A 26,847-nucleotide genomic window follows, 5' to 3' on the forward strand; every position below is an offset into this window, starting at 1 on the left:
CTATTTTTTGATGAGTTTTTCGGTAAAGAGAAGACGATCACCCTCTAACAAACTCACAAAATACAAGCCTTGATACATTCCAGAGATATCAATAGTGGCTGTATGGTCATCCTTAAAAACAGCAGGCATATTAGCGATTCTCCTACCCGATACATCGTAAAAAGCAACCGTGAGGTCTTTATCACTTTTGTATAAAACTGAAACCGAGTTTTCTGCAGGATTTGGAAACAATAAGCCTTTTTTAGCCAAGCCGAGTGTAAAATAAGTTTCAGCAAAGGCAAAAGCTTCGATCCCAATCTTTTCACCAATGATACGTCCTGGTATATCATCAATAGGAGGATGAATTCCACCCCAAATACGTGACAAACTAGTTTGATCACTAGCATCGCGATACGTAGCCCATTGGAGCTGCATAGGCATACTCGGACCTTTTTCAAATTTTAAAAACGTATCTGCCTCAATATCGAAGGTTCCCATACCACCTGGAAAAAACGGATCCCCGGTTAATAAGGTCATGATCTCAGCAGCAGCCCGTGAATAGGTTGAATGTCCCGATACATACCCTGCAAATGGTGGTGTCACAAAAGATGGGCGTTGATATGGAAACCACTCTTCAGCAAAGATCCAACCCACACCGGCTTCATCATTATTAGGATCTGGGATAAATTCGGGGCCGCGCCATGTTCTTACTTTGATTCGCCCTACATTTTCGTCAAAATTTCCCGCCAACGGATCACCAAGTTCTATGGTTTCAATATGGCCCGGTATAAGAGGTAACCCACTGGGGTGATAATTTGTAGCAGACATATCGGTTGATTGTCCTCTATCTGCCATATAGCGAATAGCACTTATGGGTCTAACAAAATCGTAATAACCTTTTATTCCCCATGCCGAAACAGCAACATCATGCATGGCTCCACCCATGATAAGATACGACTTGACATCCCACTCCAGATCACTTAATACCTTACCAGTTCCTTTAAATTTCTTTTCTAATAACGGATGATCGCTCACATAGTTTAATAACGTAAACCAATGTCCAGGAGGTGTTTCACTATCGGGACCATCTGCCCAAAACTCAGCCAGAACTCTGGTATAATCTCCCCTAAACACCATTTGCGATTCATAAGGCTCACCTGTCACAGGGTTTAAGGAATGACCAGAGCTAGGATCACCGCCATTTTGCAAATCGTAAAAAGCCTGATATTCTTGAAAGTCCTTTGGAAATAGATCTGTACTCATATTTCCCAAGGCCTTGGGAGAAATATCAACCAACACTCCGTCGGTAGGATCAAGATGCGAACTCCAAGCTACAACTGTAGCAAAATTCCATTTATAAGGGTCAGAGATGCCCATACCTTCTTGCAAATAGCAAGGATCACCTGGATCGTGATACACTTGAAAATCATAATTAGGCGTTGTATACGTTGTTCGATCTGCTTCCGTTAGTGAAAATGGAACCACGCTCCCCCACTCCGGACTTAAAAAAGGAGGTTGTCCCCCAGGAATTGTATTCCCGCTTTGATCAACATAATTATCCACTTTAAGAGGCTGCCAATGATTGGGGTGGGTCATCTCAGGATTTCCACTCACATCAGTATTTAAAGGTTCATTAAGTGGTTCATAGGAGATGTTCTCATAATCGTTTGCCTCATTTGCGCCATCCTGCATTCCGAAAGCAATAATTTGTGACGCAATATAATTACCGAGCGCAGCCGGATTTCCACTTTGATAGTCAATACCTGTAAACGATGTATCGTATGCATAGCTTCCCATTAGGGCATTAATGGATTCCAAAATTTCTTCAGCACCCGGCGAATTTGCAAACCGATGCCTCATCAATCTGTACACAGCATAACTGATGGCTTTTTTTCTTGCTTCGGAAATAGGCTCTGAAGTAGTAAAACCGTTAAATTCACACGTATAATCTCCTACTTTCTTTCCGAGAAAAAAGGTATCAGCAGCTTCGTCAAACACCGCCCACATATCGTACATAAGTACCGAGCTATGAAACAAATTCCTCGCATGAACAGTAGGACGCGCAAAGTCATTTCGTATTCCGTGAAGCACCTCCTCATTCCATTGTCGCGCAATCGATTGTGAAAAGGCAGCTACAGAAACTAATAGAAAAAATATGAAAAGTAAAAAACGGTTCACGCTATGATCAATTTCCTCAAAGATAGTTTCTTTCTATGATGATTCACAAATACTATCATACCAAAACTTCAAATTTTAATTCCTATTTTTGTTACAAGCCAAAAAAACCAATCACTCAATATGTTTGAGAATTCCTTAGCATACGCCCAAAAGTGCGATCGTCAAGATCCCTTGGCACGTTTCAGAAATCAATTTTTTCTTCCAAAGGATCCCCAAGGGAATCCGTTGATCTATCTCTGTGGGAATTCGCTCGGATTACAGCCAAAAATTACTTCAGAATATATCTCGAAAGAATTAGAAGATTGGGCAAATTTAGGAGTTGAAGGACATACAGATGCCGAACACCCTTGGCTTCCCTATCACGAATTCTTGTCTGAAAACATGGCCAAAATTGTTGGTGCCAAGCCTAGCGAGGTAGTTATGATGAATACTCTAACGACCAATCTGCATCTTATGATGGTCTCGTTTTATCAGCCAACAAAGACAAAATACAAGATCGTTGTTGAAAGTGATGCTTTTCCTAGCGACAAATACGCTATGGAGAGTCAATTGAAATTTCACGGTTTCGACCCAAAAGATGGCTTAATTTTGTGGAAACCCAGAGCAGGTGAAGAACTCTGTAGGTTTGAAGATCTAGAAACCATATTAGAAAATGATGGTGACAGTATCGCTCTGCTTATGATTGGAAGCACCAATTATTATAGCGGACAGCATTTTCCGCTGAAAAAAATCACCGAATTAGGCCATAAACATGGTTGCATGGTTGGTTTTGATCTTGCACACGGCGCTGGAAACATTATGCCAGACTTGCACGAAACAGGTCCAGATTTTGCCGTTTGGTGCAGCTATAAGTACCTAAATAGTGGCCCGGGAAGTTTGGGTGGATGTTTTGTTCACGAACGCCATGCAAATAATGACAAACTGAATCGGTTTACCGGTTGGTGGGGTCATAACAAAAAGACGCGCTTTAACATGCGACATGAATTTGATGCTTTGCCTGGGGCTGAAGGCTGGCAATTGAGCAATCCTCCTATTTTATCTATGGCTGCCATTAGAGCTTCCTTAGATGTTTTTGCCGAAGCTGGTTTTGAAAATCTTCGCAAAAAAGCGATCAAATTGACAGGATTTCTCGAATTTCTAATCGATTCTCTAGAAAACAAAAATATTAACATAATTACCCCTCGAGATCCACAAGAACGCGGCTCTCAACTTTCTATTCAAGTGAAAAGCGCAGATAAAACGCTACATACAAAACTTACCGAAGCAGGTGTAATAAGCGATTGGCGCGAACCCGATGTGATACGAGTAGCTCCTACTGCTTTGTATAACAGTTTTGAAGACGTTTTTGAATTTGTAGAACGATTAAAAAAAGTGCTTTAAACAAATAAACTCCCTGACGCAGTTAAAGGGTGTTTCTAATATATAATCTAAAAGAGACTATTGCTGTGCTCAACCATAACAATATTTTGAAAAATCAACAACATATACTTATCATTGGCGCCGGACTCTGCGGAAGCCTTCTCGCTTTACGAATGGCACAACGAGGATTCAACATTACCCTTGTTGAAAAACGCCCAGACCTTCGCGATGTTACGCAGGATGCAGGACGTTCAATCAACCTTGCCCTTAGTGACCGCGGACTTAAAGGACTGCGTCTTGCTGGTGTGGAAGAAGATGCAAAAAAACTGTGTATTCCCATGTTGGGCAGGATGATTCACGATAAAGAAAGCAATACATTTTTAAGTAAATATAGCGGAAGACAAGACGAGTATATAAACTCTATATCACGCCCAGGTTTAAACATGCTACTTTTAGATGCTGCGGAAGCCATGCCCAATGTTGAGATCATTTTTAATAAAGGCTGTCAAAGTGTTGATCTAGAAAATGGAAGCGCAAACTTTAAAGATTACAACACTAAAGAAATAGTTACTTACAAAGGCGACATTGTTATTGGAACGGATGGTGCCGGATCGGTCATGCGACGGAATATGTTCACGCATAAAAAATTTCTGTTTAGCTTTTCTCAAGATTGGCTTACACATGGCTACAAGGAAATTACAATTCCTGCGGCCGAAGGAGGAGGCTACCGAACTGAAAAAGGAGCCTTGCATATTTGGCCTCGTGGGGAAGATATGCTCATTGCACTGCCCAACCTAGATGGTAGTTTTACAGTAACCTTGTTCCTGCCTTATTCAAATAGTGATTACTGTTTCGACAATTTAACGACGCCAGAAATGGTTACTGAATACTTTACAAAAGAGTTCCCAGATGCTGTGGCCTTGATGCCTAACCTCATTGAAGAATTTTTCGAAAACCCTACAGGACCTTTAGGCACGATCAAATGCACGCCATGGCATTGCTATGGAAAATCACTGATCATGGGAGATGCAGCGCACGCGATCGTTCCTTTTTACGGACAAGGAATGAATGCTTCCTTTGAAGATGTTGTTGTATTTGACAACATTTTAGATAAGCTAAAAGTGGTTTCAGAAGACACCCAAATCAATTGGAATGAAGTGTTTGCAGCTTATGAAAGCGCTCGCAAGAGAGATACCGATGCTATAGCAGATCTAGCAGTAGATAACTTCCACGAAATGAAAGAGCATACTGCAAGTGCTTTATTTCAGCAAAAAAGAAAACTAGAAACCGCTTTTGAGGCCGAATTTCCAAATGAATATTATTCAAAGTATTCATTAGTTACTTTTAACGAAGACATTTCGTATTTTGAAGCATTACAACGCGGAAGAGCACAAGACAAAGCCATCTTAAATTTAATTGCCGATGGAAATGTGCCAGAGAACATGCCGCTAAAAGACAAGTTAGTATTAGTTAAAAAAGAAACCGAAGCCATACTGCACGATGATGCAGTGGCTGGAAATTTATAAAAACAATGAGCAACAAAAGCCGATTAGTAGAAGGAAAAGCATCGCCAAGAGGAGCCTATCCACATGTAAAACGTGCAGGAGATTTTATTTTTGTAAGCGGAACGAGCTCTCGCCTGGCCGATAATACCTTTGCAGGTGTTCATCAGGTAGATGAAATGGGAACCATGCATTTGGACGTACGAGAACAAACACGCGCCGTATTAGAAAACATTAAAGATTACTTAGCCACCGAAAATGCCACTATGGCAGATGTGGTTGATGTAACAAGTTTTTTAGTCAATATGAACGATTTTGCAGGATACAATGAAGTATATAGTGAGTTCTTTAACAAAGAAAATGGTCCCGCGCGAACTACCGTTGCGGTGCATCAATTACCTCACCCTAATTTAGTTGTTGAAATAAAAGCAATGGCTTATAAGCCGGTATCCTAATTATGATGAGAATACAACCTATTATACTCGTAATTCTCTGCCTGTTTACAATTAAATCGTTTTCTCAGGAAGTAGCATCGGTTCAAACGAAGCCATTTGTTATCGGTGAATCTGTCACGATGTATTCCGAAATACTACACGAAGAGCGAGTTTTAAATATCTACTTACCCTTGGGCTACGACGCTGGTTCGAGTAAAAAATATCCCGTGATCTATCTATTAGACGGCTCGGCAGATGAAGATTTTATACATATTGCAGGATTAGTACAATTTGGTTCCTTTTCTTGGATCAATATGATTCCTGAAACCATTGTGGTTGGGATCGCTAATATTGATAGAAAACACGACTTCACATTTCCTTCAAATAACGCATTAGACCGAAAAGAATTTCCTACTACAGGCGGTTCAGGAAAGTTTATTCAGTTTTTAGAGCAAGAATTACAACCTTTTATCACTTCAAGTTATAAAGTTTCTGAAGAAAAAACGATCATCGGACAGTCGCTAGGCGGATTATTAGCTGCAGAAATCTTACACAAAAAACCTGAGCTGTTTGATAATTACATTATTGTGAGCCCTAGTGTTTGGTGGGATGACGAATCTATTTTAAAACTCGAACCAGCTAAAATCAAGAAACCAACCAATATTTATGTTGCCGTTGGTACAGAAGGCCCCACAATGCAAACCGGCGCAACTAAACTATACTATAAAATGTGGCTTGCCTTAAAGGAAACAGAGAGTACTGTGCTATATAAATTTTTTGAGGCTCAAGACCACGGAGACACCTTACATTTGGCTGTATATGATGCTTTTGAAAAACTATTTTCAGAAAAGAAAGAAGAATGATCAAGATTTTAAACTACATCAACGGAACCTACACCAAACCACAATCTGGTGAATGGATAGACAATTATAATCCGAGTAACGGCGAAGTCTATGCTCAAATTGCAAACAGCAATGAGGTAGATGTGGAAACAGCCTATCAGGCTGCAAAAACAGCTTTTCCTCTATGGTCTAATACCACCATCGAAGAACGTAGCCGTATCATGATCAGAATAGCAGATCTTATCGAAGAAAATCTAGCTTCTCTGGCTGAAGCCGAATCAAAAGACAACGGAAAGCCCATCAGCTTAGCAAAAGCGGTTGATATCCCAAGAGCTTCGAGTAATTTTAGATTCTTCGGAAATGCGATCACTCAATTCTCTAGCGAAGCTCACGAAAGTGTTGGTCTAGAAACCATAAACTTCACCTTGCGCCAACCGTTAGGCGTTGTAGGTTGTATCTCACCATGGAACTTACCGCTCTATTTATTTACATGGAAGATCGCGCCAGCGATCGCAGCAGGAAATTGTGTGGTAGCGAAACCTTCTGAAGTTACGCCAATGACAGCCTATCTGTTAGGGGAAATTTGCACCGAAGCTGGCCTTCCTAAAGGGGTACTTAACATTGTACACGGCACTGGACCGTCTGCCGGGCAAGTCATAGTTGCGCACCCAAACATCAAAGCGATCTCATTTACCGGAGGCACTCAAACCGGCGCACATATTGCCAGAACCGCTGCGCCCATGTTTAAAAAACTATCGTTAGAATTGGGCGGAAAAAACCCCAACCTCATCTTTGCAGATTGCAATTATGATAAAATGATGGCCGTGACTGTTCGCTCTTCCTTTGCAAATCAAGGGCAGATATGTCTCTGCGGAAGTCGGATTTTTGTTGAACAATCTATTTTCGAAAAATTTAAAAAAGATTTTGTTCAAAAAGTGAGTGAGCTTAAAGTGGGAGACCCATCAGATGACAAAACGAATTTAGGGGCGTTGGTATCAAAACCACATCTCGAAAAAGTAGAACAGTATATTGCGCTTGCCGAAGAAGAGGGCGGGAAAATACTATTTGGAGGTAAGCGCGTTAAAGTAGCGGGTCATGAGAATGGCTATTATTTACAGCCTACAGTCATTGAAGTTTTTGACGATCAATGCCGTGTAAATCAAGAAGAAATTTTTGGCCCAGTGGTTACCATTATGCCATTTTCTTCGGAAACAGAAGCTTTAAAGATGGCTAATGGTACGAAATACGGACTTTCAGCTACCTTGTGGACCAATGATCTTAACCGAAGCATGCGGCTGAGCAAACAACTCGAAGCTGGAATTATTTGGGTTAACACCTGGCTAAATCGCGATCTACGCACACCGTTTGGGGGTGTAAAAGATAGTGGCGTAGGGCGTGAAGGCGGTTTTGAAGCCTTGCGTTTTTTCACAGAACCCAAGAACGTCTGTATAAAATATGAGTTAGATTGAAAATAGAGTTAATGAACCTTGAACTTATAAAATGAATTTAGATTTAAAAAATAAAAATGCATTGGTCTGTGGAAGCACCGCAGGAATAGGAAGAGCTTCTGCCATCCTCCTGGCACAGCTTGGCGCTACCGTAACTTTGGTTGCACGTAATGAAGAGAAATTAAAGGAAACCTTGCTTGAACTTCCTTTTCAGGACGGGCAAAAACACAATTACTTTGTAGCCGATTTTAGTAATCCTTCAGAAGTAAAAGAAAAAGTAGAAAAAGCAGTCTCAGAAAAGACCTTTCATATCTTGCTAAACAATACAGGCGGTCCTAAAGGCGGTCCTATATTTTCGGCAGATGTTTCTGAATTCACCAATGCCTTTTCACAACATCTGGTCAATAATCAGATATTGGTACAGGCCGTGGTTCCTGGCATGAAGAAAGCAGACTATGGAAGGATCATAAATATCATTTCAACTTCGGTAAAACAACCTATTGACGGGCTTGGTGTGAGTAACACAATTCGTGGTGCAGTTGCTAGTTGGAGCAAGACATTAGCCAATGAATTAGGGCAGTTTGGCATAACGGTAAACAATGTCTTACCTGGTTTTACCGCCACCGATCGTCTTGAAGATATTGTTGGAAACGCAGCTAAAAAGATGAACAAAACCGAAGCTGAAGCAACTGCCTTTATGCAGAGCTTAGTTCCGGCAAGGAGATTTGCTCAACCAGGAGAAATTGCCAATGCGGTAGCTTTTCTTGCTAGTGAAGCGGCTAGCTATATAAATGGCATTAACTTGCCTGTTGACGGAGGAAGAACGAAAAGCTTGTGATCCCCCCGAGCTCGCGTGAGGGATTGCAGCGGCATCTACTGCCCGAGGGAACAAAGGGCAGTAATACAGCGAAAAGCCCGACCACGCATATGGCGTGGGCACGCCCAAAACAAACCCATTAGAGTCGCATTAAATATAACAAACCATGAAACGAAAACTAAGAATTAACGGACATTCACATTTACTTCCATACCCCGAGGAGATCCCTGACTTTATGAAGGAAAAAGGAATCTTTTGGGTAGATAAGGATCGTAAATTTATGTTGCAAAAAGACTGGAGTCGTCCGGTGACCGATTCTAGTTTTTTTCTTGATGAAAAATTAGCGTGGATGGAGCGCTACAAGCTGGATCATGCGGTCGTTTTAAATTTATCACAACTTTATGGAAATGGGCTGCGGGTGGAAGAAATGAAGCAGGCATTGCGATTTCAAAACGATTTTAACGCGAAAGTACAGCGAGACAATCCGTCTAAATTTACTTGTGGTTTTGTAGTTCACCCTGGTTTTGTGCAAGGTGCTTTATGGGAAATGGAACGTTGTGTTGAAGATCTAGGTTTACAACTACTTTGTCTTCCAACACACTATATGGACACCATTGGAACTTGGCGTTGTATTTTTGATGAAGAAAATGAGCCTATTTTTGAATTGGCTAGCAAATACAACCTAGCCGTTGAAATTCATCCTTATGACGGGGAAAAATTTATTAAACTAGAAAATACAGCTTGGCGTTTTCACCTCATTTGGATGTTAGCCCAATGTGCAGACGCCTACCACTTTTTAACGCTAAATGGCTATGCCGATAAGTATCCAAATATGCGCACCTGCTTTGCACACGGCGGACAATTAGCGCAGATGAACTTAGGTAGAAGAATACAAGGTTTTGATGGTCGGCCAGATCTCTTTGAAGGAAAAACACACCCTAGAAAGGCTGTAGGGCACCGAAATATCTTTTTTGACACCTTAGTTCACGATACGGGATCATTGGAGTTACTAGTTAAAAATCAAGGCTATAAACAAGTAGTAATGGGCTTAGATGATCCTTATCCACTAGGTGAAATGGAGAGTGCAGAACAATCATCATACCCAGGAAAAATTCTTGATTTAGCTAAAGAACGAAATATCTTAACTGAAATGCAATGTGATGCGATTTGGGAAGACAATGTGATTCAATGGTTATGTGGTGATGATACTGATGCAAAACAAAAACTGCGAACTCGGATTCTAAGCTAATGGATTTCCTTCCAAAAAACATAGATGCCTACGCTAGCGATCACTCACAAGCTGAACCCGAATTATTAAGGCAGCTTAACAAAGAAACTTGGCAAACCGTTTTGGCACCACGTATGCTAAGTGGTCATTTTCAGGGCAGAGTTTTAAGTATGCTCTCTAAATTAATTTCACCGAAGTACATTTTAGAGATAGGCACCTATACGGGCTATTCGGCTTTGTGTTTAGCAGAAGGCATGCAAGCTGATGGCGAGCTTCACACTATAGATATTAATGAAGAGTTATTCGATCTACAGCGAAAATATTTTGATAAATCTCCTTGGGGAGAGCAAATAAAGCAACATACAGGCAATGCCCTTGATATTATTCCAGGTCTCGATTTTACCTTTGATCTGGTCTTTATTGATGCTGATAAAAGCAACTACCCTAAATATTTAGAGATCTTACTTCCGAAACTATCGCAGGGTGCTGTTATTTTGAGTGATAATGTACTTTGGAGCGGAAAGGTAGTTCAACCCCTAAAAGAGGGTGACACAGACACCAAGGCCATCTTAGCGTACAACAAACTTCTTAACGAACATCCAAAATTAGAGACCGTACTATTGCCAATTCGGGATGGTTTAACCATTTCGCGTGTACGTTAAAAAAAGCACCCAATACAGATGCATTGGGTGCCATTTCTTAAACTTGATTATATATTTCTGAATATGCTATTGCACTGCCTGCAAGGCGTCAATATTTCCGTAGCCTTTGGTGCTGCTTTTATTTGGATAAAATTCGGCACTCTGACGAAGGCGTGTTAGCACCTGACTACGTGACCAGCTTGAATGACGTGACCAAACAAGTGCTGCAATTCCAGCAGTAGTTGCGGTGGCAACACTAGAACCACCAACATATTTTTTATCACCGTTGTAGAAACCGAGTACGGTTCCTGTACGGTCATTATTGTTATCTCGTTCCATAACAACTGTAAATTCTATCTGGCTTCCGTCGTGACAGGTATCACATTGCTGATAGGTACCGTCATCTGTAATTCCGGTAACGGCAACAGCTTCGCTCATACTTGCTGGAAAAATTACAGGATACCAATTGGTAGCCGCGGTTGACGTCCCTCCTGCGGCAAAAATGAGTTTTCCTTTGTTGTAAGCATACTTAATACCGTCTTTTACATTTCCGATAGACCATGGATACCCAACAGACATCGATATAATTTTTACATCACTGCGGTTTCCAAGTGCTACTAGGGCATCCTTCACCCCTTTTCTTTCGTGATAATCATTCAACAATACATCTTCGGTAGCGCGATACGATACTAAATTACAGTTGTAAGCCACACCAACAGGCATATTGTTATTATTCCGGGGAGAAGCTATGGTTGATCCCATAGAAGTTCCATGTCCGCATTTATCATGTGGCCCATCATAATTATTTGACCATGGCCATGCTGAGTCTATAAAGGTTCCATATTTCTGAATGCTTCTTCCGCTACTGTAACCATCATTAAAGCTACTTCCTAAAAACGGCTGACTCTGAGATACGCCTGTGTCGATAAGACCAACAGTAACTCCTGCGCCAGTGCTAAGTCCCCAAGCCTGAGTAATATTGTGCTCGTCATAGGTCCAGCTAACTAAAGCTCCGGGAGCAACGGTTCTGTAGTCATTGGTGTTTAGTGATTGTCCGTCTTTACTACAACCGCTTGAAGATCGCTGGTTTTGCGGATATGCTTCCGAAGTAAAAAAGGAATACGCATTAGGCTCTAAATAACGAATATCATCGCGTTCGCGTAACATTGTAATTGTTTGAATGCTATTTACTTCCAGATCGATCACATTGAGAACCTGATCATCTTCAACTATGGCTCTCTTCTTTGAAATACCTTCGGAAGAGATCACAGCGTCAATGATCTGGTTTTTAGCTTCGGTTAGGCGTGGGGTTTCCTGTAAGCGAAAGCTTTCATCTTCATTTCCGTAGCCAATAGTTAAAATACCATTTCCGTGTACGGTAGCACTCCATAAAACTTGATCGCTTACTTCGCTCCAGCTGAAGTCGCCATTTGATCGTAATCGCGCATCAATAATATTATTGATCTGGGGAATGGTAAGTAATTCTTGAGAAGTTGTTGCTGTGCGTGATGCTTCGTCGTTGGGGAGAACGTCTAATTTGTCTGTTGAACATGCTGTAAACACTAATAATAGGGCGCTTGCCCATGCAATTGTAGTTGTTTTCATGGTTGATTGTTTTTGTTAGGACAATCAAGATAGTAAAATTTTAAATACGTTTAAGAGCTTTTTTGGAAACCCAATGCATCCCTAAAGCGATGCTCGTCCCCACCAAGGCACCTACAAAGAGATCACTTGGGTAATGAACACCCACAAAGATGCGGCTTAATACAAACAAAATCGGCCAGAGATACGCCAAGACAATCCATTTGTTAAACTGTCGAAGTGAAAGCACTACAAAGGTGGTGATGGCAAAACTAGAGGATGCATGTCCTGAGAAAAAACTAAAGTTATTTGGTGTTTGTAATGTTCTAATGAATTCTGAAAGAACTTCCACATTATTGGGGCGAATCCGTGCTACATACTCTTTGGTAAGGTTTGTAATGGTGATGGTTAAGGTAAAGGTAAGCAGAGTTAAAAAGAAAACCAGCAGGCCTTTTTTAGTTCCGTAGAAATAAAAAATAAGCACAATAAAAAAAACAAAGAGTGGGATCCAGCTTTCAATTTGAGTTACAAAGAGCCAAAAAGAATCGTATTTCTCAATACCTAAATTATTCAAGTAAATGAAAAGCTCTCTGTCCCATTGTTTCAGGGTTTCCAGCATCTAGAAGCGTCTTTTGATGGGTCCGGTGATTTCTTCAACGTCTTCTTTCACCTTGTCGATCTCTTTTCGAACGTCTTTAGTAATGTCAATATCAAGACCTTGTTTCTCGGCGCTTTTGGTGATCTCAGACTTAATATCATTGGTAGCGTCTTTAATTTGTCGCATACCTTTCCCGAGTCCGCGTGCGATTTCAGGGACTTTGTCGGCTCCAAAAACCAACAAAACGATAAAGAGAATAAAGGCAATCTCAGCACCGCTAATAAAAAGAGGAATTGCGATCAAATTCATAGGGCAAAGATACAATTAATAAGATTTCAACAAGCAAAAAACCCTTCCAAGATAACGGAAGGGTTTTGCGAAAAATTTGAGGTAGAATTATTATTCTCCCTTTACTTTATTTTTAAAGTTGTTAAACTCACCCAACTTTTTGCGTTTTGGCCAGGTATTATTTTCAGTATCTATATCGGCTGTTTCTTCATCTGGATCAACAACGATCTTTGTAATTTCTTTTTCTGAAGCAATCACTTTTCCAACTGATTTGTCGTTCTTTCTCCAAATTTGCGCTGGATATGTGATACGCTCTGTGGTACCATCTGAATAGGTATACTCAGCAATAATTGGCATTGGAATACCTCCTGGCTTTTCAAAAGTTACTTCGTAGAAGAACTTCGGCTTTTTCATGTTCGCTCTTTCTGAAGCAGGAACATTATCCATGATATACTCATTTAGTGTAGTAACATCATCTAAAGTTGAAGTACGCATGCTCTCTTCAAAATCTTCACTTCCCTCTTCAACAAGGTATACTAATGGCGGAAGGTCTTCTGCTTTCATTCCTCTAGCTTCCATCATTTCACGCACTTCCTTGTTCATTTTAGAAGTCACGTAGAATTTTTTAACATCCTGAACGCCAATATCGGTGTATTCAGTGCTGTAGAACCAAGCTCTCCAGAACCAGTCTAGATCTACTGCCGAAGCGTCTTCCATTGTTCTAAAGAAATCTTCAGGAGTTGGGTGTTTGAACATCCAACGCTGTGCATAGGTTCTAAAAGAATAGTCGAATAACTCACGTCCCATAATGGTTTCACGCAAAATATTCAATCCTGTCGCTGGTTTTCCGTAGGCATTATTTCCGAAGCTATATGTGTTCAGTCCCTTGGTCATAATAGGAGCCATTTGATCCTGGTCACCTGCCATATAATCAACAATTTTATTTGCAGGGCCACGACGTGATGGGTATGCTTTATTGGGAGCAATTGCTTCTGGATACCACTCACCAAAATCTTGTTCGGCTACATATTGCACAAAAGTATTTAAACCTTCGTCCATCCATGTCCATTGGCGCTCATCACTATTTACAATCATTGGGAAGTAGTTGTGCCCAACTTCGTGAATGATTACACTGATCATACCATATTTAGTACGTTCACTGTATGTACCGTCTTTATCTGGACGACCGTAATTCCAACAAATCATTGGATATTCCATCCCTTGATTTTTAGCATGTACTGAAATTGCCTTGTGGTACGGATAATCGAAAGTCATTCTCGAGTACGACTTCAAAGTAGCTGCAACAGCAAGGGTTGAGTAATCTTCCCATAATGGATTTCCTTCTGGGGGATATACCGAAACAGCCATCACATCTTTTCCGCCGATCTTAACCGCCATCATATCCCAAATATATCGTCTTGAAGTGGCGAATCCGTAATCACGTACATTTTCTGCTCTAAATTTCCATGTTTTTTTCTCTGTTGAAAAACCTTTTGAAGCAGCTTCTGCTTCTGCTTGCGTTACAATGATCACAGGCTTGTCATATGACTTTTTGGCCTGTTCGTAACGCTTCATCATATCTTTTGAAAAGATCTCCTTACGATTTAACAGCTTCCCTGTTGCATCCATGGTGTGATCTGCAGGAACAGTAATGTTCACATCAAAATTTCCGAAGGGAAGAGCAAATTCATCACGACCAAAAAACTGACTATTCTGCCAACCTTCAACGTCGTTATAAACGGCCATTCTTGGATAAAACTGAGCGATCACATAACCGCGGTTTCCATCATCAAACGTTTCATAACCACTACGCGCTCTGTCAATAGTATGCTCTGGAATATTGTACCACCATTTGATCGAGAAAACGAATTTATCTCCAGGCTGTAGATGTTGTGGCATATCTACCCGCATCATCGTCTGGTTGATAGTGTAAGGAAGATTAACTCCTTTTTCATTTTTTACAAAATCAATTTTAAAACCGCCGTCAAATCCAGCACCCATATATTGACTTACAAAAGTTCCGGCCATTTCGGCAGGTGCAGCTCCACTAGGTTCAATTAGTTTAGATTTTGAAGTTTGCGCCCGTACATTTTGATCTAACTGTACCCAAAGATATTCTAGGGCGTCTGGTGAATTGTTTGTATACGTAATTGTTTCTTTTCCGTAGATACGTGCATTCTTATCGTCCAGTTCAATATCCATTACATAATCAGCTTGTTGCTGATAATAATCTGGACCTGGAGCTCCATTAGCGCTACGGTACGTATTTGGAGTAGAAAACTCCTCGTACAATTGCTTAAATCTGTTATTATTGGTATGCCCAGGCTTACGCTCAGGTGTAGTTTCTTCTTGCGCTTGAGCAATTCCTGCAAAGAGAAAAAGAGCAACAAGGGAAAGGCATTTAATTAGCTTCATGGTACTTTGGTTAAAATTAATTTCTAAAAGTAAGGTTATCGCTTTAGTTTATATGACAACCTTTAAAAGTTTAACAATCCTTTAGGATTATCAATATTCAAAACCATACTCTTCCTACTCTCAGGGGTTTTGACATGTATTATATTTTTTTGTTCATCGAACATATCGAAGAGAATTTTGTTATCAACTTCGATCGTTTTAAATTCTGAAACACCCGTAATTTCAAGGTAGCACTTCACAATATCGGTTTCATAATCTATTCCGAGATATTGATACTTAGAATCCTCGCCGTTGATCGATATGCTGAATTTCTGCATTATGTAGTTTTTCAACAATTCTCTGTCGGCTTCAGTTTCTTTTTTTGTTGCCAGAGAAACTTCTTTTCCAGAACGCTTCCGAAGTGCCTTTTCAATATCATCAATAAAGATCTTACTGATAATTTGTACCGATTCACTTTTAGGAACAAACTCAATATTGGTAGTACTCACATAGAACTTATGGTTAGAATTTGCCGCTATCAGAGGGAATAGCATCAATAAAAACAGTAATTTATATAATTTCATAGTAGGGGTAATTCCTGCGATATTACGCGAATGTATTATTTTCTGAGCAATAATTATTCCTTTTTGTTGGTTTGCTCCTCTTTTATTAGGCGATCAACATATTCAGCACTTTTTAGCTTAAATGCCGAAAGTACATTTGCGTAATTTTCATTTAAAAAATCTTGCTGAATCTCGGTGGTTTCTATACAGAAGAGTAAAAAATCATAAAGCCGATTTTCAGGTATGGAATAAGCTTCTTCAAAAAAGCTTGGTGAATAATACTGAATCATTAGTGCTGCCGTCATATTTTGTTTTTCCCATTTTCGTTGGATCTTTAACTTTTTATAATAGCCGGAAAGGTATTTATAGACTGCCTCCAAGTTCACATTGGTCGGGAAAAATGCAACAACTACTGGAACGATCTTCTCTTCGGGTTTTCCTTGAAACCCAGGAATTCCTACATCATCAAAATTAATAGATTCTTCCGTTTTAATATTTTTAAGATCTGTAGCCAAGTTTCCTGAAAGATTAGGCCCTAAGACCACCTCATCCAACTCATTCACCATGGTATTCAAAGTAATTACAACTGTTTTATTTTGAAAGATCTCCTCAGAAATTACCAGTTTATCTGCTACATACCGCACCGAAGAAATCAATAAAGTATCATGCAATTGCGCCCGGATTGAAAAGTGACCGGTTTCATTGGTCACCGCATTAAAATGTGAACTGGTATTTAAGATATGTATTCCTTCAACTTCACTGCTGTTGGTGATCTTTCCTTTAAGGTCAATTTGTTGTGCAATAGAAATAGCACAAAACAACAAACACACCACAAAGAGCCATTCTTTAGTCATCTTCACGCTGCGCCTTGTAAAGTTCGCTTTGCTCAAATAAAAAGGCGAGCAGATCCATTGTATTTTCTTCCTTTAGCATAGACTGAGGAATTCCAGCATCTTCAGCAAAATAGATAAATCTGCCATATTCATCTTCGGGAATACCAAAGGTCTCTAAGACATATTGCTTCGGAAAGCGTTGTTTTAATCCTCCGCGGACCATTGCCATCTCGGTGTACTCCCGACCTAAAGTCAAGGATGTTTTCTTTGGAAAGAACATGCCAATTATACCAATTATACTCGCTTGATCATTTGGTTTTTGTCCGTTGTAAAAGGCTTCTTCTGCTTTATTTCCTCGAATTGAAGTATACTGATCATCTGAAAATTCATATTCAAATTCCATGGTTTCATAAGACATGTCCCATTGCGGTGTCACCACATTGGTTTCTATAGAAGCAACATCGGCTTGAATATTACCTGAAAGATCATACGGACGAACAATAACTTCATCTAATTTATAAACGACAGGGTTGAGATATACGTTCATGCTTCTGTTATCAATGACCCCCTTATCGATAATTACCGTAAACGTTTGATATTGCATTGCTGTAATAAGCACTCTATCATTCTCGGCTACTTCGATAGTAAATGCACCCTTAGCATCTGTTACAGCACCTTTATAAGATGACTTGTTATAAATGGTAATTCCCTCAACATCTTCATTAACTGGAGCCGTTATCGTCCCGTTTACTTCAATACGTTCTACATCATCTTGTGCATTACCTAAAAAAGGTAATAGCAGCAATATTAGAAATAGATATTTCGAGTTCATGACTTAAAGATACGTATTGTTTTTGATGAAATCGAAATCATTCCGAAGTCATTCTATACATTTAGAATTTCAAGAAAAAGACGCATGAAAAATCTAATTGTTGCAAGTACGGCTACAATTTTTAGTCCACAAAAACCGTATATCTATGAAGTTCAGAATCGTATTCAGAGTCAGATTCTCTAACTTCAACCACGTTATAAGTATTAAATTTACAGCATGATCCTTGTTTTCTTTCTACATCAACATAAAAGTCAAAAATAGGCTCTCCCGAAACACTAACTCGCATATTAACAATTTCGGTCTCTAATCCAATTCCGGCTATAGCTAGAATATTGGCATCATCACTATCGATAAATTGAAATTGGATATTTGTAGTCTTAAACGAGATATTATTTGTGACGTTAAGTGTATTAACTACCGTGATTTCCTTCGAGTTGTAGGTTCCGTTTGTAAACAAGTTCTCACCGCTTGCTTTGTCTACGATTTCAAAGTAAAAGGGTATTGCTCCAGTATCGCATTCTCCACAATCGTCGCTAGAACAACCATACAAGGAAACTATTGTAATTAAAATAAGCAGTGTAATTTTCATAATATTTTGTTTATTGATTATTATTAGAAGTAATTTTCAAATATTTGCCTACATTCACTTTTAAGACGCATGAAAAATCTAATTGTTGCAAGTACATCTACCATTTTTGGTGGCAAATACCTCGATTACCTTATTGAATCGTTGGTAGATCTCTATCAAAATTCCGAAGAAATTCTCTTTATACCTTACGCACGTCCGGGTGGAATTTCACATGACGACTACACAAAAAGAGCTTCTGACGCTTTTCAGAAAATAAACAAAAAACTGGTTGGATTACATACTTTTAAAGATCCTGAAGCAGCTATTCGTAGTGCGCAAGGTATTTTTACAGGAGGCGGAAATACGTTTGTACTTGTTGCCCAACTCCATCAAAACAACCAGATGCAGACGCTCCGAGAAGTACTTTTATCTGGCACACCTTACCTCGGAACCAGCGCGGGAAGCAATATTTGCGGCCCCACCATGCAGACCACCAACGATATGCCCATTGTATATCCGCCTTCGTTTAAAACGCTAGGTGTGATTCCTTTTAATTTAAATCCACATTATCTAGATCCTGTAGAGAATAGTGAACACATGGGTGAAACTCGCGAAACGCGTATCAAAGAATTTCACACGCAAAATACCATTCCAGTGGTTGGGTTAAGAGAAGGTAGTTGGCTTCGTGTTATTGGAGAAAAGATTGTATTGAAAGGAACACGGTCTGCACGTATTTTTGAACAAGAAAAAAATGCGCGTGAAGTTGCATCAGAAACAGCGCTTGAAAAACTATTTTAAAGCGTTTTTACGAAGTGATACCCCTTGGCTACAAAACCTTCGTTGTAGTAAAATTTATGTGAAGGAAAATTATGCACATACGTATTAAGCTCTACCCAATTACAACCTTTTTTTGAAGTATAATTATAAACAAAGGCCATTAGTTTTTTACCTATCCCTCTATTTCGATGACTTTCTAAGATGATCACATGGTCTACTTCACAGCTTTTTCCTGCATAATGTCGAGTTTGAAACCACATACCACAAGTGCCGATTAGATGTTCCCCATCGTAAATACCAATACATTCGTAACTTTGTTGGGCCATTTCAAGGAGCCGTTCCTTAATGGTTTCTTCGGAAGTGTTTTCGGAACCTAATACAAGAAGCAAAGGAGCAATAATCAAAATATCTTCGGAAGGAATAATCTCGAAACGTACAGTATTATGATTCAAAATATAGCTATTTTTAAGGATTAACTTTGTCACTAAGATAAAACATGCAAAGAAAAGAATTTATAAAATTGGCGGGAATTGCAGGATTGGGCGTAAGTATTTTTCCGCAGCTGTCTTTTTCCGAAGCACAACAAACCTTTACGAGAAGTCAACTTATTGGTAAGGGAAATCCAGATCTGTTAGAGCGCACATATACCACAACCATGCACAAGGACGCCGCCGCTGCGTTTGCCAAGATGCAAGCCGCCGCCGCCAAAGAAAACATCAAGATCGAATTGGTTTCTGCCTACCGAAGTTTTCAAAGACAAAAAGAGATCTATGAAGGCAAATACACCCGTTTTACGTCGGAAGGGCTCACTCCTACTCAAGCGATTGAAAAAATTATAGAATACTCCACTATACCCGGAACCTCCCGTCATCACTGGGGTACAGACATTGACATCATAGATGGAAATGCGAAGCCAAGACCAAAAAGTGTCTTACAGCCTGCTCTGTTTCATGGTGATGGTCCGTTTTGCCAATTAAAGGAATGGCTAAACAAGCATTCTAACAGCTTCGGTTTTTACGAAGTGTACACAGACGATATAAATAGAAAAGGCTTTAAATATGAACCTTGGCATTTTAGTTATGCGCCTGTTTCAAAACCCATGCTCGAATCGTATAGGAAACTTGATCTGAAACAAATTTTATTGGAAGAAAAGATAAAAGGCGCCGAGCACTTTACAGATGCCTTTATTGAGAAGTATCGATCCGAAAATATTTTAGATATAAATCCAGATTTACTTTAAGGCATTTCGTAAATTTAGGCTATCACAAAACCCACACCATGAGAAATAGTTGGAAAATAAGACTTGCTATCGGGGCTATCATTGTAGTTTTTGCCCTTTTTAAGAAATGCGCCAATACACAAGAAAACCCATATACAGGTACCTCCCAAGTGATATCAATGGATCCTGAACAGGAAATAGCCATTGGTTTACAAAGTGCGCCTCAAATGGCTCAAGAATACGGCGGCCTCCATCAAGATCAGCGAGCGCAAAGCTATGTTGACATGGTTGGAGAAAAATTGGTCAATGCAAGTATGGCAGCCAATTCACCCTATCAATACGACTTCCATTTGTTGGCTGATCCAGAAACCATCAACGCCTTTGCATTACCTGGCGGACAAATATTTATAACCTACGCGCTGTATTCTCGCTTAGAAAACGAAGATCAACTTGCAGGCGTACTCGGACATGAAATTGGCCATGTATTGGGACGTCATTCGGCAGAACGTATCGCTGAAGGTGAATTTTGGCAGACGATCTCTCAAGGAGCTTCGGTGGGTGCCGATGCTGGCGGATTAGTTGCTGGTATTGGTCAAAACGTACTATTGGGTAATGGTCGCGGTGACGAACTGGAGAGCGATGATCTTGGTGTACGCTTTATGATCAAAGCTGGCTATGACCCGTATCAAATGATCGACGTTATGGAAATATTAAAAGCCGCTGCTGGTCCGAGTCGGGTACCCGAGTTTCAAAGCACACATCCAGATCCCGACAACCGAATGGAAAAGATTAGAGAGGCTATCATCAAATATGGCGGATAACCAACATCTTAGTGTCTTTCTATCGCTGTTTTGTTGATTTCTGAAGGGCTTCTCATTACCTTTGTCTTATGAATAAAAAAGTCCTACTCCTTATTTTAGACGGTTGGGGAATTACACAAGACCCTGCTGTTTCTGCTATTGCGCAAGCCAAAACCCCTTTTATAGATTCATTGTATGACAGGTATGCTCATTCACAACTGCGAACCGACGGCATGTACGTTGGCCTACCAGAAGGGCAAATGGGTAATAGCGAAGTTGGCCATATGAACCTAGGTGCTGGCCGTATCGTTTACCAAGATCTGGCCAAGATCAATCTTGCTATTCAGAATAATACCTTACATAACGAACCTGTGTTGAAAAGTGCCTTTCAGTATGCAAAGGAACACAACAAAAAGGTACATTTCTTAGGCTTGGTTTCAGACGGTGGAGTGCATTCTCATATTGATCATTTAAAGGGATTATTAACGGCTGCTTCGGAAGCAAACGTAAACAATGTTTTTGTTCATGCTTTTACCGACGGTCGGGATGTGGACCCTAAATCTGGTGCAAAGCACATTTCCGCATTAGAAGAGCATTTGAAAAAAACAGGTGGAAAATTGGCTTCAATCATTGGACGCTATTATGCTATGGATCGTGATCAGCGCTGGGAACGCGTAAAAAAAACCTATGATCTCTTGGTCTTCGGAAAAGGAACGGCATCTCAAAACGCAGTTGAAAGCATCGAGGCAAGTTATCGCGCTGGCATTACGGATGAGTTTTTAGAACCCATCGTTATGACCGAAAATCAAAAACCGGTCGCAACCATTGAACCCGACGACGTAGTGATCTTTTTTAACTTTAGAACCGATCGTGGAAGGCAACTTACAAGGGCACTTACCCAAGAAAGCTTTGATGCTTACGGAATGAAACCGCTTCCACTCTATTATGTAACGCTCACCAATTACGACGATTCTTATAAAGGAGTACGCGTTGTTTATAATAAAGATAATATTACCGATACTTTGGGTGAAGTTCTGGAACGAAACCATAAAAAACAGATCCGTATTGCGGAAACCGAGAAATACCCTCACGTTACCTTCTTTTTTAACGGCGGAAGAGAAAAACCGTTTGAAGGAGAAACCCGACTTCTTTGTCCATCTCCCAAGGTGACCACTTACGACCTACAACCCGAAATGAGTGCGTTTGATATTCGCGATAAGATCATCCCTGAACTCAATGCAGAATCGGCCGATTTTATCTGTTTAAATCTTGCCAACCCTGACATGGTTGGACATACTGGCGTTTTTGAAGCAGCTATAAAAGCCTGTGAAACGGTAGATCAATGTTCCAGAGATATTGTAGGCGCTGCATTAGCACACGGTTATACTACTTTGGTCATTGCTGACCACGGAAACAGTGAAACCATGAAAAATCCTGATGGTTCACCAAATACTTCGCATACCACGAATCCGGTTCCTCTCATCGTAGTGGATCCAGACATTAAAGCAGTCAAATCTGGAATTTTAGGTGATATCGCCCCAACGATCTTACACCTTATGGGGATCCAAAAACCAGCAGCAATGAGCCGCGAGTCACTTATTTAACAGTATAAAAACATAGAATTAGACAGATTTCTTTGTAATTTTGCCTTTTTTAAGCCAAATGATCACTGATACTATTACCATTGCTGTCGATTTCGACGGAACCATTGTTGAAGACGCTTATCCACAAATTGGAAAACCTATCCTATTCGCTTTTGATACGTTAAAAAAGCTGCAGGAACGCGGTCACCGCTTAGTGCTTTGGACCTATCGCTATGGAAAAGCGCTAGACGAAGCTGTTGCTTTTTGCGAGGAACACGGACTCGTATTCTACGCTGTTAATAAAAGTTTTCCAGAGGAAGAATTCGACCAAAAATACAGTCGGAAAATAAACGCCGACCTATTTATTGACGATAGAAATGCAGGAGGGCTTCGTAGTTGGGGCCTCATTTATCAAGACTTGATTGGCGAAAATGTACCCGAGCCACCAAAACGTAAAAAAGGATGGTTTCCTTTTTAAAACATTGCTATGATCATACCCAAAACACGTGAAGAAATAGAATTAATGCGCGAAGCCGCTCTTGTGGTATCTAAAACCCTTGGTGTGCTAGCTGCCGAAGTAAAACCGGGAGTTACCACCTTACAACTTGATGCGATCGCTGAAGAGTGCATTCGTGATCATGGTGCAATACCGGGTTTTTTAGGTTTATACGACTTTCCAAATACGCTATGTATGAGTCCGAATGCTCAGGTAGTACACGGCATTCCAAACAATACCCCTTTAGAAGAAGGTGATATAATTTCTATTGATTGCGGGGCGATCAAACATGGTTTTTATGGTGATCACGCCTATACTTTTGCTGTTGGTGAAATTGATCCAGAGACTGAAAAATTATTAAAGATCACCAAAGAATCACTATATGAAGGCATTAAAGCCTTTAAAATTGGCAACAGAACAGGTGATGTAGGTTTTGCTATACAGCAGTATTGTGAAGCACATGGTTATGGTGTTGTACGTGAATTGGTAGGCCATGGAATAGGCACAAAAATGCACGAAGATCCTGAAATGCCAAATTATGGCAGACGTGGTCGCGGAAAGAAATTTGTGGAAGGCACAACTGTGGCAATCGAACCCATGATTAACTTAGGGACTCGCCGAATTGAACAATTAAAAGACGGTTGGACTATTTTAACCGCCGACCGAAAGCCTAGTGCTCATTTTGAGCATGATGTGGCACTTGTGAATGGAAAACCTGAATTGTTGTCTACTTTTGGATATATCTATCAAGCCCTCGGCATTGAAAGCGACGAAGAAGACGCTTTTAGAGAAAGAGCACTGGTACTTTAATCATCAAAAAAACATCTAGCAAAAGGTCAGGCCTAAGCACCAATGCAAAAGATCTTTAAATTTTTCCTAAATCTTATCCCAAGACCCATACTCATTCGGTTGAGTTACGTGGTACGACCCATAGTTGCTTTTTTTTTGCGTGGCGAAAAATATACCGACCCTATTGATGGGAAATCTTTTCGGAAATTTTTACCCTACGGCTATGAAACGGTACGTGAGAATGTATTGGCTCCAGGCACACTTTCTTTAGAGCGTCATCGTTTATTTTGGCTGTATTTGACTTCGGAAACAGATTTTTTTTCAGCTCCATTACGCGTACTACATTTTGCACCAGAACAAGCCTTTCTTAAACGTTTCCGGAAATTAAAAAACTTACAATACACAACAACCGACCTCAATTCGCCTATTGCCGACGTAAAAGCAGATATCTGTGAGCTTCCGTTTGAAGATAATAGTTACGACTTTATCATTTGTAATCATGTTTTGGAACATATTCCTGATGATCATAAGGCAATGAAGGAACTCTATCGCGTTTTAGCGCCTGGCGGAACAGCTATTTTACAAGTTCCCTATGAAGCCGATCGAAAGATAACGTTTGAAGATGATAGTATTACGGATGCCAAGGAGCGCGCGAGAATCTTTGGGCAATATGACCATGTACGTGTCTACGGCATGGATTATTTTGACACACTTAGACAAGTTGGTTTTGAAGTAGAAGCAGTAGACTATACGACAAGACTTTCCGAAGAGACTATAAACAAATACCGATTAGCAAAAGGAGAATTATTGCCTGTTTGCACAAAACCTACTGCTGAATAAGCAGCTCAAATCCTTTAGACATATATACTTTTGATTCATTTAAAGTATCGTTATAGGTAAGATAAACCTCAACATCATCGATCTTTGAGATCATCTCTTTAGCTTTTTCAAAACCAATTGCCATGCACGCCGTTGCGTAAGCATCTGCAAGTCCGCAAGTATTTGCAACAACTGTTGCGCTGGTAACGTTACTTTCTTCGGCAGAACCTGTTAAAGGATTAATAGTATGTACATACTTTTTTCCTGAAACAGAATCGACACGAAATTTTCGATAGTTACCAGAACCTGCCATTGCCTTGTTTTTTAAACGAATGATCACGGAGGCATTACGGTGATCTACATCCGAATCTAAGGCTTCAATCCCTACAGCCCATGATTTATGTTTGGCCTTATTAGTACCCTTTGCCAAGATCTCTCCACCTAATTCAATCAAATAATCATGAACTCCTTGCGAATTTAGATAATTGCCAATGCAGTCAATTCCGTAACCTTTTGCAACCGCATTAAAGTCGATATATGTATTTGGGTGCTCCTTTTTTACGGTATTGTTGGCTGTAATAGTGACCTTTCGAAAACCGACTAACGGCATCAAACTATCGAGTGTTTGGGCGTCTATTTCGTTTAATGCCTTAGTATCACCGAAGCCGTATGCATTCCGAAGTACACCAACAGTTGGATCAAAATAACCATTAGAATTGGTATGGACTATTTCTGAAATTCGAAAGACCTCTTTAAAAATAGCGTCAACTATTACCGTGCTATCACCCCGATTGATCTTTGAAATATCACTTTCGGGCATGTAAGTACTCACTGATCTATTTACGGCATTGATCACCGAATCGATCCCTTTTTCAATATCAAATCCCTTGTTAGAAAAATATTGAATTCCGTAGGTGGTTCCGAAGGCATTGCCTTGAATGATCTTAGGTGCTTCTTGCTCATTTTCACAGGAAAAAAGCAGTAACGAAATAATTACAACTAAGCCAAAAGGTAGTGGACGCTTCATAAATGTCTTATTCAATTTCTTGCAATCCGTTATACACCATAGTATAGTCTTCTCCTTTTATAACCGGTTTTGCATAATCACTTCCATGCCCTAAACCAACACCTGCATAATATGTTTTGGCTTCAAAACTTTCGGCGTGTGCCTTAATAGTTTGCATAAAGACTGGGTCATAGGCGTTGGCATCCTGCGGATAGCGAATGGCACGTACAATCACAAAATGTAGATCCTTATTTTTAAGTCCGACGAATTGCGGATCCTTTTTTAATTTAGAATTGACTCCTAAAAATTCAAATCCTTGTGCCTCCATATCTTTTCCTACGATATTCATGGCGAGATTATGGAGTTCCTGCAGGCTTAGTTCTTGACTCATTTTTATTTAAATCGAACGAATTGTGTCTTGTTAAAATAATAGGTGGGAATTTCAAGATACGCTCCCATTTTTAACGAGTACCATGGGTTGATATCTGAAGCATTTAAGTTTTTTAACACATGAACACTTTGTGCTGGTGTGTTTCCCTGCGCTAAAATAAACAATTTTTCGCCAGCCGCATTGGTTGCAAGATCGGCGATCATTACAACATGACCCGGACTTCCAGGATAAATTAGCATATCACCAACTTGCACATCTTCTATATGCTTTACCTTAGGAAGTTCATCGTAGAGAGACTGCGTGCCTGAGTACATATAGATCAGATTGAGATATTTATAAAAATTTGCTTCGGAAGCATCTACGGAAGCAGTTTTATGGAAGGACACTTTACTTCCACTTACCTTTGGTCGATAACCTTCGGCGTATTTTGACCAAGAACAATAGTGCCCTGAAGTGAATTTAAAGCCAATTTCATCCTTTCGGTTTCTCTCCCAAAGGTATTCGGCTCGTAAACGAATGAGTGCATCTGCGCATTGCTGAAGACCATTTGACGGGACGGGAACCTCTAGAATACCAACATGACCGCCCTGATAAATGTATGGGTTTCCGTCGTAATTAATGATCTGGGCATCAAAATCTTTCAGTTTGTAATTCTGAATATATTGTTCAAAAGAACCTTCGGCATACAAAACGCGTGAAAAGCCCTCGGGGAGTTTTACACGATCTGATATGATTGTACCCTCTTTATTAATATTATTAACGGGCATCACGTAGCTCAATGCTACATTTTTGGATACTTTCCCCTTCTTAGTAAAGAAAAAATAACCAACAACAGCTAACAAAACAATTATGAGCAGTGCTCTTTTCATCTTTATTGTAACA

Annotated in this window: 28 protein-coding genes; 15 read left to right on the plus strand and 13 right to left on the minus strand. The window is 40.0% G+C overall.

Features of this window, described 5'->3' with window-relative positions:
- On the minus strand, positions 1-2,157 hold the full coding sequence (locus ACY2RU_RS01495) for a T9SS type A sorting domain-containing protein (protein WP_490136631.1): 2,157 nt from the start codon (positions 2,155-2,157) through the stop codon (positions 1-3).
- Between the two features lie 120 nt (positions 2,158-2,277).
- Here ACY2RU_RS01495 and kynU point away from each other — a divergent pair, with 120 nt between their 5' ends.
- From kynU to ACY2RU_RS01535, 8 genes are all read left to right on the plus strand, one after another.
- On the plus strand, positions 2,278-3,537 hold the full coding sequence (kynU, locus tag ACY2RU_RS01500; RefSeq protein ID WP_490136632.1) for a kynureninase: 1,260 nt from the start codon (positions 2,278-2,280) through the stop codon (positions 3,535-3,537).
- Positions 3,538-3,623: 86 nt separating this feature from the next.
- Positions 3,624-5,042: an FAD-dependent oxidoreductase gene (locus tag ACY2RU_RS01505; protein ID WP_490136633.1), complete on the plus strand. Its 1,419-nt coding sequence runs from the start codon at positions 3,624-3,626 to the stop codon at positions 5,040-5,042.
- Positions 5,043-5,047: 5 nt separating this feature from the next.
- Positions 5,048-5,473, plus strand: a complete 426-nt coding sequence (locus tag ACY2RU_RS01510; protein ID WP_490136634.1) for a RidA family protein — start codon at positions 5,048-5,050, stop codon at positions 5,471-5,473.
- Between the two features lie 2 nt (positions 5,474-5,475).
- Complete coding sequence (locus tag ACY2RU_RS01515; protein WP_490136635.1) at positions 5,476-6,315, plus strand: alpha/beta hydrolase; 840 nt, start codon at positions 5,476-5,478, stop codon at positions 6,313-6,315.
- The gene (locus ACY2RU_RS01520) at positions 6,312-7,763 is read left to right on the plus strand and encodes an aldehyde dehydrogenase (RefSeq protein ID WP_490136636.1); all 1,452 of its coding nucleotides are present in this window, start codon (positions 6,312-6,314) and stop codon (positions 7,761-7,763) included. Before ACY2RU_RS01515 ends, ACY2RU_RS01520 begins: the two co-directional genes overlap by 4 nt.
- A 31-nt stretch (positions 7,764-7,794) precedes the next feature.
- Positions 7,795-8,580, plus strand: coding sequence for an SDR family oxidoreductase (locus ACY2RU_RS01525; protein ID WP_490136637.1), 786 nt, complete (start codon positions 7,795-7,797; stop codon positions 8,578-8,580).
- 145 nt (positions 8,581-8,725) lie between these two features.
- Entirely contained in the window at positions 8,726-9,808 is a 1,083-nt protein-coding gene (locus ACY2RU_RS01530) for an amidohydrolase family protein (RefSeq protein ID WP_490136638.1), read from the plus strand.
- On the plus strand, positions 9,808-10,449 hold the full coding sequence (locus ACY2RU_RS01535; RefSeq protein ID WP_490136639.1) for an O-methyltransferase: 642 nt from the start codon (positions 9,808-9,810) through the stop codon (positions 10,447-10,449). Before ACY2RU_RS01530 ends, ACY2RU_RS01535 begins: the two co-directional genes overlap by 1 nt.
- Before the next feature lie 66 nt (positions 10,450-10,515).
- On the opposite strand, the gene ACY2RU_RS01540 is transcribed toward ACY2RU_RS01535, so the two are convergent.
- The 8 genes from ACY2RU_RS01540 to ACY2RU_RS01575 all read right to left on the minus strand — a co-directional run bounded on the left by ACY2RU_RS01540 (position 10,516) and on the right by ACY2RU_RS01575 (position 18,106).
- Entirely contained in the window at positions 10,516-12,033 is a 1,518-nt protein-coding gene (locus tag ACY2RU_RS01540; protein WP_490136640.1) for a S8 family peptidase, read from the minus strand.
- Positions 12,034-12,073: 40 nt separating this feature from the next.
- The gene (locus ACY2RU_RS01545) at positions 12,074-12,628 is read right to left on the minus strand and encodes a phosphatase PAP2 family protein (RefSeq protein WP_490136641.1); all 555 of its coding nucleotides are present in this window, start codon (positions 12,626-12,628) and stop codon (positions 12,074-12,076) included.
- On the minus strand, positions 12,629-12,916 hold the full coding sequence (locus ACY2RU_RS01550) for a Sec-independent protein translocase subunit TatA/TatB (RefSeq protein WP_490136642.1): 288 nt from the start codon (positions 12,914-12,916) through the stop codon (positions 12,629-12,631).
- Between the two features lie 90 nt (positions 12,917-13,006).
- Positions 13,007-15,310 (minus strand): M1 family metallopeptidase, encoded by a 2,304-nt coding sequence (locus ACY2RU_RS01555; protein WP_490136643.1) that lies wholly within the window; start codon positions 15,308-15,310, stop codon positions 13,007-13,009.
- Positions 15,311-15,372: 62 nt separating this feature from the next.
- Positions 15,373-15,873, minus strand: coding sequence for a DUF6702 family protein (locus tag ACY2RU_RS01560; RefSeq protein ID WP_490136644.1), 501 nt, complete (start codon positions 15,871-15,873; stop codon positions 15,373-15,375).
- Positions 15,874-15,926: 53 nt separating this feature from the next.
- Positions 15,927-16,706 carry a carboxypeptidase-like regulatory domain-containing protein gene (locus tag ACY2RU_RS01565; RefSeq protein ID WP_490136645.1) on the minus strand — a complete coding sequence of 260 codons (780 nt, stop codon included), beginning with the start codon at positions 16,704-16,706 and terminating at the stop codon, positions 15,927-15,929.
- A complete protein-coding gene (locus tag ACY2RU_RS01570) occupies positions 16,699-17,517 on the minus strand; it encodes a carboxypeptidase-like regulatory domain-containing protein (protein ID WP_490136646.1) in 819 nt (272 codons plus the stop codon). The genes ACY2RU_RS01565 and ACY2RU_RS01570 overlap by 8 nt, the downstream gene beginning before the upstream one ends.
- Before the next feature lie 121 nt (positions 17,518-17,638).
- Positions 17,639-18,106: a hypothetical protein gene (locus tag ACY2RU_RS01575; RefSeq protein ID WP_490136647.1), complete on the minus strand. Its 468-nt coding sequence runs from the start codon at positions 18,104-18,106 to the stop codon at positions 17,639-17,641.
- A gap of 69 nt (positions 18,107-18,175) precedes the next feature.
- Here ACY2RU_RS01575 and pepE point away from each other — a divergent pair, with 69 nt between their 5' ends.
- Entirely contained in the window at positions 18,176-18,883 is a 708-nt protein-coding gene (gene pepE, locus ACY2RU_RS01580; RefSeq protein WP_490136648.1) for a dipeptidase PepE, read from the plus strand.
- Here pepE and ACY2RU_RS01585 read toward each other — a convergent pair.
- Positions 18,880-19,314: a GNAT family N-acetyltransferase gene (locus tag ACY2RU_RS01585; RefSeq protein ID WP_490136649.1), complete on the minus strand. Its 435-nt coding sequence runs from the start codon at positions 19,312-19,314 to the stop codon at positions 18,880-18,882. The genes pepE and ACY2RU_RS01585 overlap by 4 nt on opposite strands.
- Positions 19,315-19,358: 44 nt before the next feature.
- Here ACY2RU_RS01585 and ACY2RU_RS01590 point away from each other — a divergent pair, with 44 nt between their 5' ends.
- The 6 genes from ACY2RU_RS01590 (at position 19,359) to ACY2RU_RS01615 (ending at position 24,589) form a co-directional block, all read left to right on the plus strand.
- Positions 19,359-20,102, plus strand: a complete 744-nt coding sequence (locus ACY2RU_RS01590; RefSeq protein WP_490136650.1) for a M15 family metallopeptidase — start codon at positions 19,359-19,361, stop codon at positions 20,100-20,102.
- 38 nt (positions 20,103-20,140) lie between these two features.
- Entirely contained in the window at positions 20,141-20,902 is a 762-nt protein-coding gene (locus tag ACY2RU_RS01595) for a M48 family metalloprotease (RefSeq protein WP_490136651.1), read from the plus strand.
- 68 nt (positions 20,903-20,970) lie between these two features.
- On the plus strand, positions 20,971-22,485 hold the full coding sequence (gene gpmI / locus ACY2RU_RS01600) for a 2,3-bisphosphoglycerate-independent phosphoglycerate mutase (RefSeq protein WP_490136652.1): 1,515 nt from the start codon (positions 20,971-20,973) through the stop codon (positions 22,483-22,485).
- A 58-nt stretch (positions 22,486-22,543) separates the two neighbouring features.
- A complete protein-coding gene (locus tag ACY2RU_RS01605; RefSeq protein ID WP_490136653.1) occupies positions 22,544-22,942 on the plus strand; it encodes a BT0820 family HAD-type phosphatase in 399 nt (132 codons plus the stop codon).
- A 9-nt stretch (positions 22,943-22,951) separates the two neighbouring features.
- Complete coding sequence (gene map / locus ACY2RU_RS01610; protein ID WP_490136654.1) at positions 22,952-23,770, plus strand: type I methionyl aminopeptidase; 819 nt, start codon at positions 22,952-22,954, stop codon at positions 23,768-23,770.
- A 42-nt stretch (positions 23,771-23,812) separates the two neighbouring features.
- Positions 23,813-24,589, plus strand: coding sequence for a class I SAM-dependent methyltransferase (locus ACY2RU_RS01615; protein WP_490136655.1), 777 nt, complete (start codon positions 23,813-23,815; stop codon positions 24,587-24,589).
- Here the strand turns inward: ACY2RU_RS01615 and ACY2RU_RS01620 are convergent.
- From ACY2RU_RS01620 to ACY2RU_RS01630, 3 genes are read right to left on the minus strand one after another with little or no spacing between them, the layout of a single operon-like run.
- Complete coding sequence (locus tag ACY2RU_RS01620; RefSeq protein WP_490136656.1) at positions 24,576-25,595, minus strand: FAD:protein FMN transferase; 1,020 nt, start codon at positions 25,593-25,595, stop codon at positions 24,576-24,578. The two genes, ACY2RU_RS01615 and ACY2RU_RS01620, sit on opposite strands and share 14 nt — an antisense overlap.
- Before the next feature lie 7 nt (positions 25,596-25,602).
- On the minus strand, positions 25,603-25,965 hold the full coding sequence (locus tag ACY2RU_RS01625; RefSeq protein WP_490136657.1) for a DUF8840 domain-containing protein: 363 nt from the start codon (positions 25,963-25,965) through the stop codon (positions 25,603-25,605).
- A gap of 2 nt (positions 25,966-25,967) precedes the next feature.
- Positions 25,968-26,834, minus strand: coding sequence for a DUF4846 domain-containing protein (locus tag ACY2RU_RS01630; protein ID WP_490136658.1), 867 nt, complete (start codon positions 26,832-26,834; stop codon positions 25,968-25,970).
- Positions 26,835-26,847: the final 13 nt, after the last annotated feature.

Source organism: Ulvibacter sp. 2305UL32-6, from assembly GCF_058148545.1.

Bases quoted from the DNA above. Each gene is read 5' to 3' on its own strand.
- ACY2RU_RS01595 (WP_490136651.1), top strand. From the start codon at position 20,141: ATGAGAAATAGTTGGAAAATAAGACTTGCTATCGGGGCTATCATTGTA.
- ACY2RU_RS01605 (WP_490136653.1), top strand. From the start codon at position 22,544: ATGATCACTGATACTATTACCATTGCTGTCGATTTCGACGGAACCATT.
- ACY2RU_RS01535 (WP_490136639.1), top strand. From the start codon at position 9,808: ATGGATTTCCTTCCAAAAAACATAGATGCCTACGCTAGCGATCACTCA.
- ACY2RU_RS01530 (WP_490136638.1), top strand. From the start codon at position 8,726: ATGAAACGAAAACTAAGAATTAACGGACATTCACATTTACTTCCATAC.
- gpmI (WP_490136652.1), top strand. From the start codon at position 20,971: ATGAATAAAAAAGTCCTACTCCTTATTTTAGACGGTTGGGGAATTACA.
- ACY2RU_RS01630 (WP_490136658.1), bottom strand. From the start codon at position 26,834: ATGAAAAGAGCACTGCTCATAATTGTTTTGTTAGCTGTTGTTGGTTAT.
- ACY2RU_RS01570 (WP_490136646.1), bottom strand. From the start codon at position 17,517: ATGAACTCGAAATATCTATTTCTAATATTGCTGCTATTACCTTTTTTA.
- ACY2RU_RS01515 (WP_490136635.1), top strand. From the start codon at position 5,476: ATGATGAGAATACAACCTATTATACTCGTAATTCTCTGCCTGTTTACA.
- ACY2RU_RS01510 (WP_490136634.1), top strand. From the start codon at position 5,048: ATGAGCAACAAAAGCCGATTAGTAGAAGGAAAAGCATCGCCAAGAGGA.
- ACY2RU_RS01520 (WP_490136636.1), top strand. From the start codon at position 6,312: ATGATCAAGATTTTAAACTACATCAACGGAACCTACACCAAACCACAA.
- ACY2RU_RS01575 (WP_490136647.1), bottom strand. From the start codon at position 18,106: ATGAAAATTACACTGCTTATTTTAATTACAATAGTTTCCTTGTATGGT.
- ACY2RU_RS01555 (WP_490136643.1), bottom strand. From the start codon at position 15,310: ATGAAGCTAATTAAATGCCTTTCCCTTGTTGCTCTTTTTCTCTTTGCA.
- ACY2RU_RS01540 (WP_490136640.1), bottom strand. From the start codon at position 12,033: ATGAAAACAACTACAATTGCATGGGCAAGCGCCCTATTATTAGTGTTT.
- ACY2RU_RS01620 (WP_490136656.1), bottom strand. From the start codon at position 25,595: ATGAAGCGTCCACTACCTTTTGGCTTAGTTGTAATTATTTCGTTACTG.
- ACY2RU_RS01625 (WP_490136657.1), bottom strand. From the start codon at position 25,965: ATGAGTCAAGAACTAAGCCTGCAGGAACTCCATAATCTCGCCATGAAT.
- ACY2RU_RS01590 (WP_490136650.1), top strand. From the start codon at position 19,359: ATGCAAAGAAAAGAATTTATAAAATTGGCGGGAATTGCAGGATTGGGC.
- ACY2RU_RS01525 (WP_490136637.1), top strand. From the start codon at position 7,795: ATGAATTTAGATTTAAAAAATAAAAATGCATTGGTCTGTGGAAGCACC.
- map (WP_490136654.1), top strand. From the start codon at position 22,952: ATGATCATACCCAAAACACGTGAAGAAATAGAATTAATGCGCGAAGCC.
- kynU (WP_490136632.1), top strand. From the start codon at position 2,278: ATGTTTGAGAATTCCTTAGCATACGCCCAAAAGTGCGATCGTCAAGAT.
- pepE (WP_490136648.1), top strand. From the start codon at position 18,176: ATGAAAAATCTAATTGTTGCAAGTACATCTACCATTTTTGGTGGCAAA.
- ACY2RU_RS01545 (WP_490136641.1), bottom strand. From the start codon at position 12,628: ATGCTGGAAACCCTGAAACAATGGGACAGAGAGCTTTTCATTTACTTG.
- ACY2RU_RS01550 (WP_490136642.1), bottom strand. From the start codon at position 12,916: ATGAATTTGATCGCAATTCCTCTTTTTATTAGCGGTGCTGAGATTGCC.
- ACY2RU_RS01560 (WP_490136644.1), bottom strand. From the start codon at position 15,873: ATGAAATTATATAAATTACTGTTTTTATTGATGCTATTCCCTCTGATA.
- ACY2RU_RS01615 (WP_490136655.1), top strand. From the start codon at position 23,813: ATGCAAAAGATCTTTAAATTTTTCCTAAATCTTATCCCAAGACCCATA.
- ACY2RU_RS01565 (WP_490136645.1), bottom strand. From the start codon at position 16,706: ATGACTAAAGAATGGCTCTTTGTGGTGTGTTTGTTGTTTTGTGCTATT.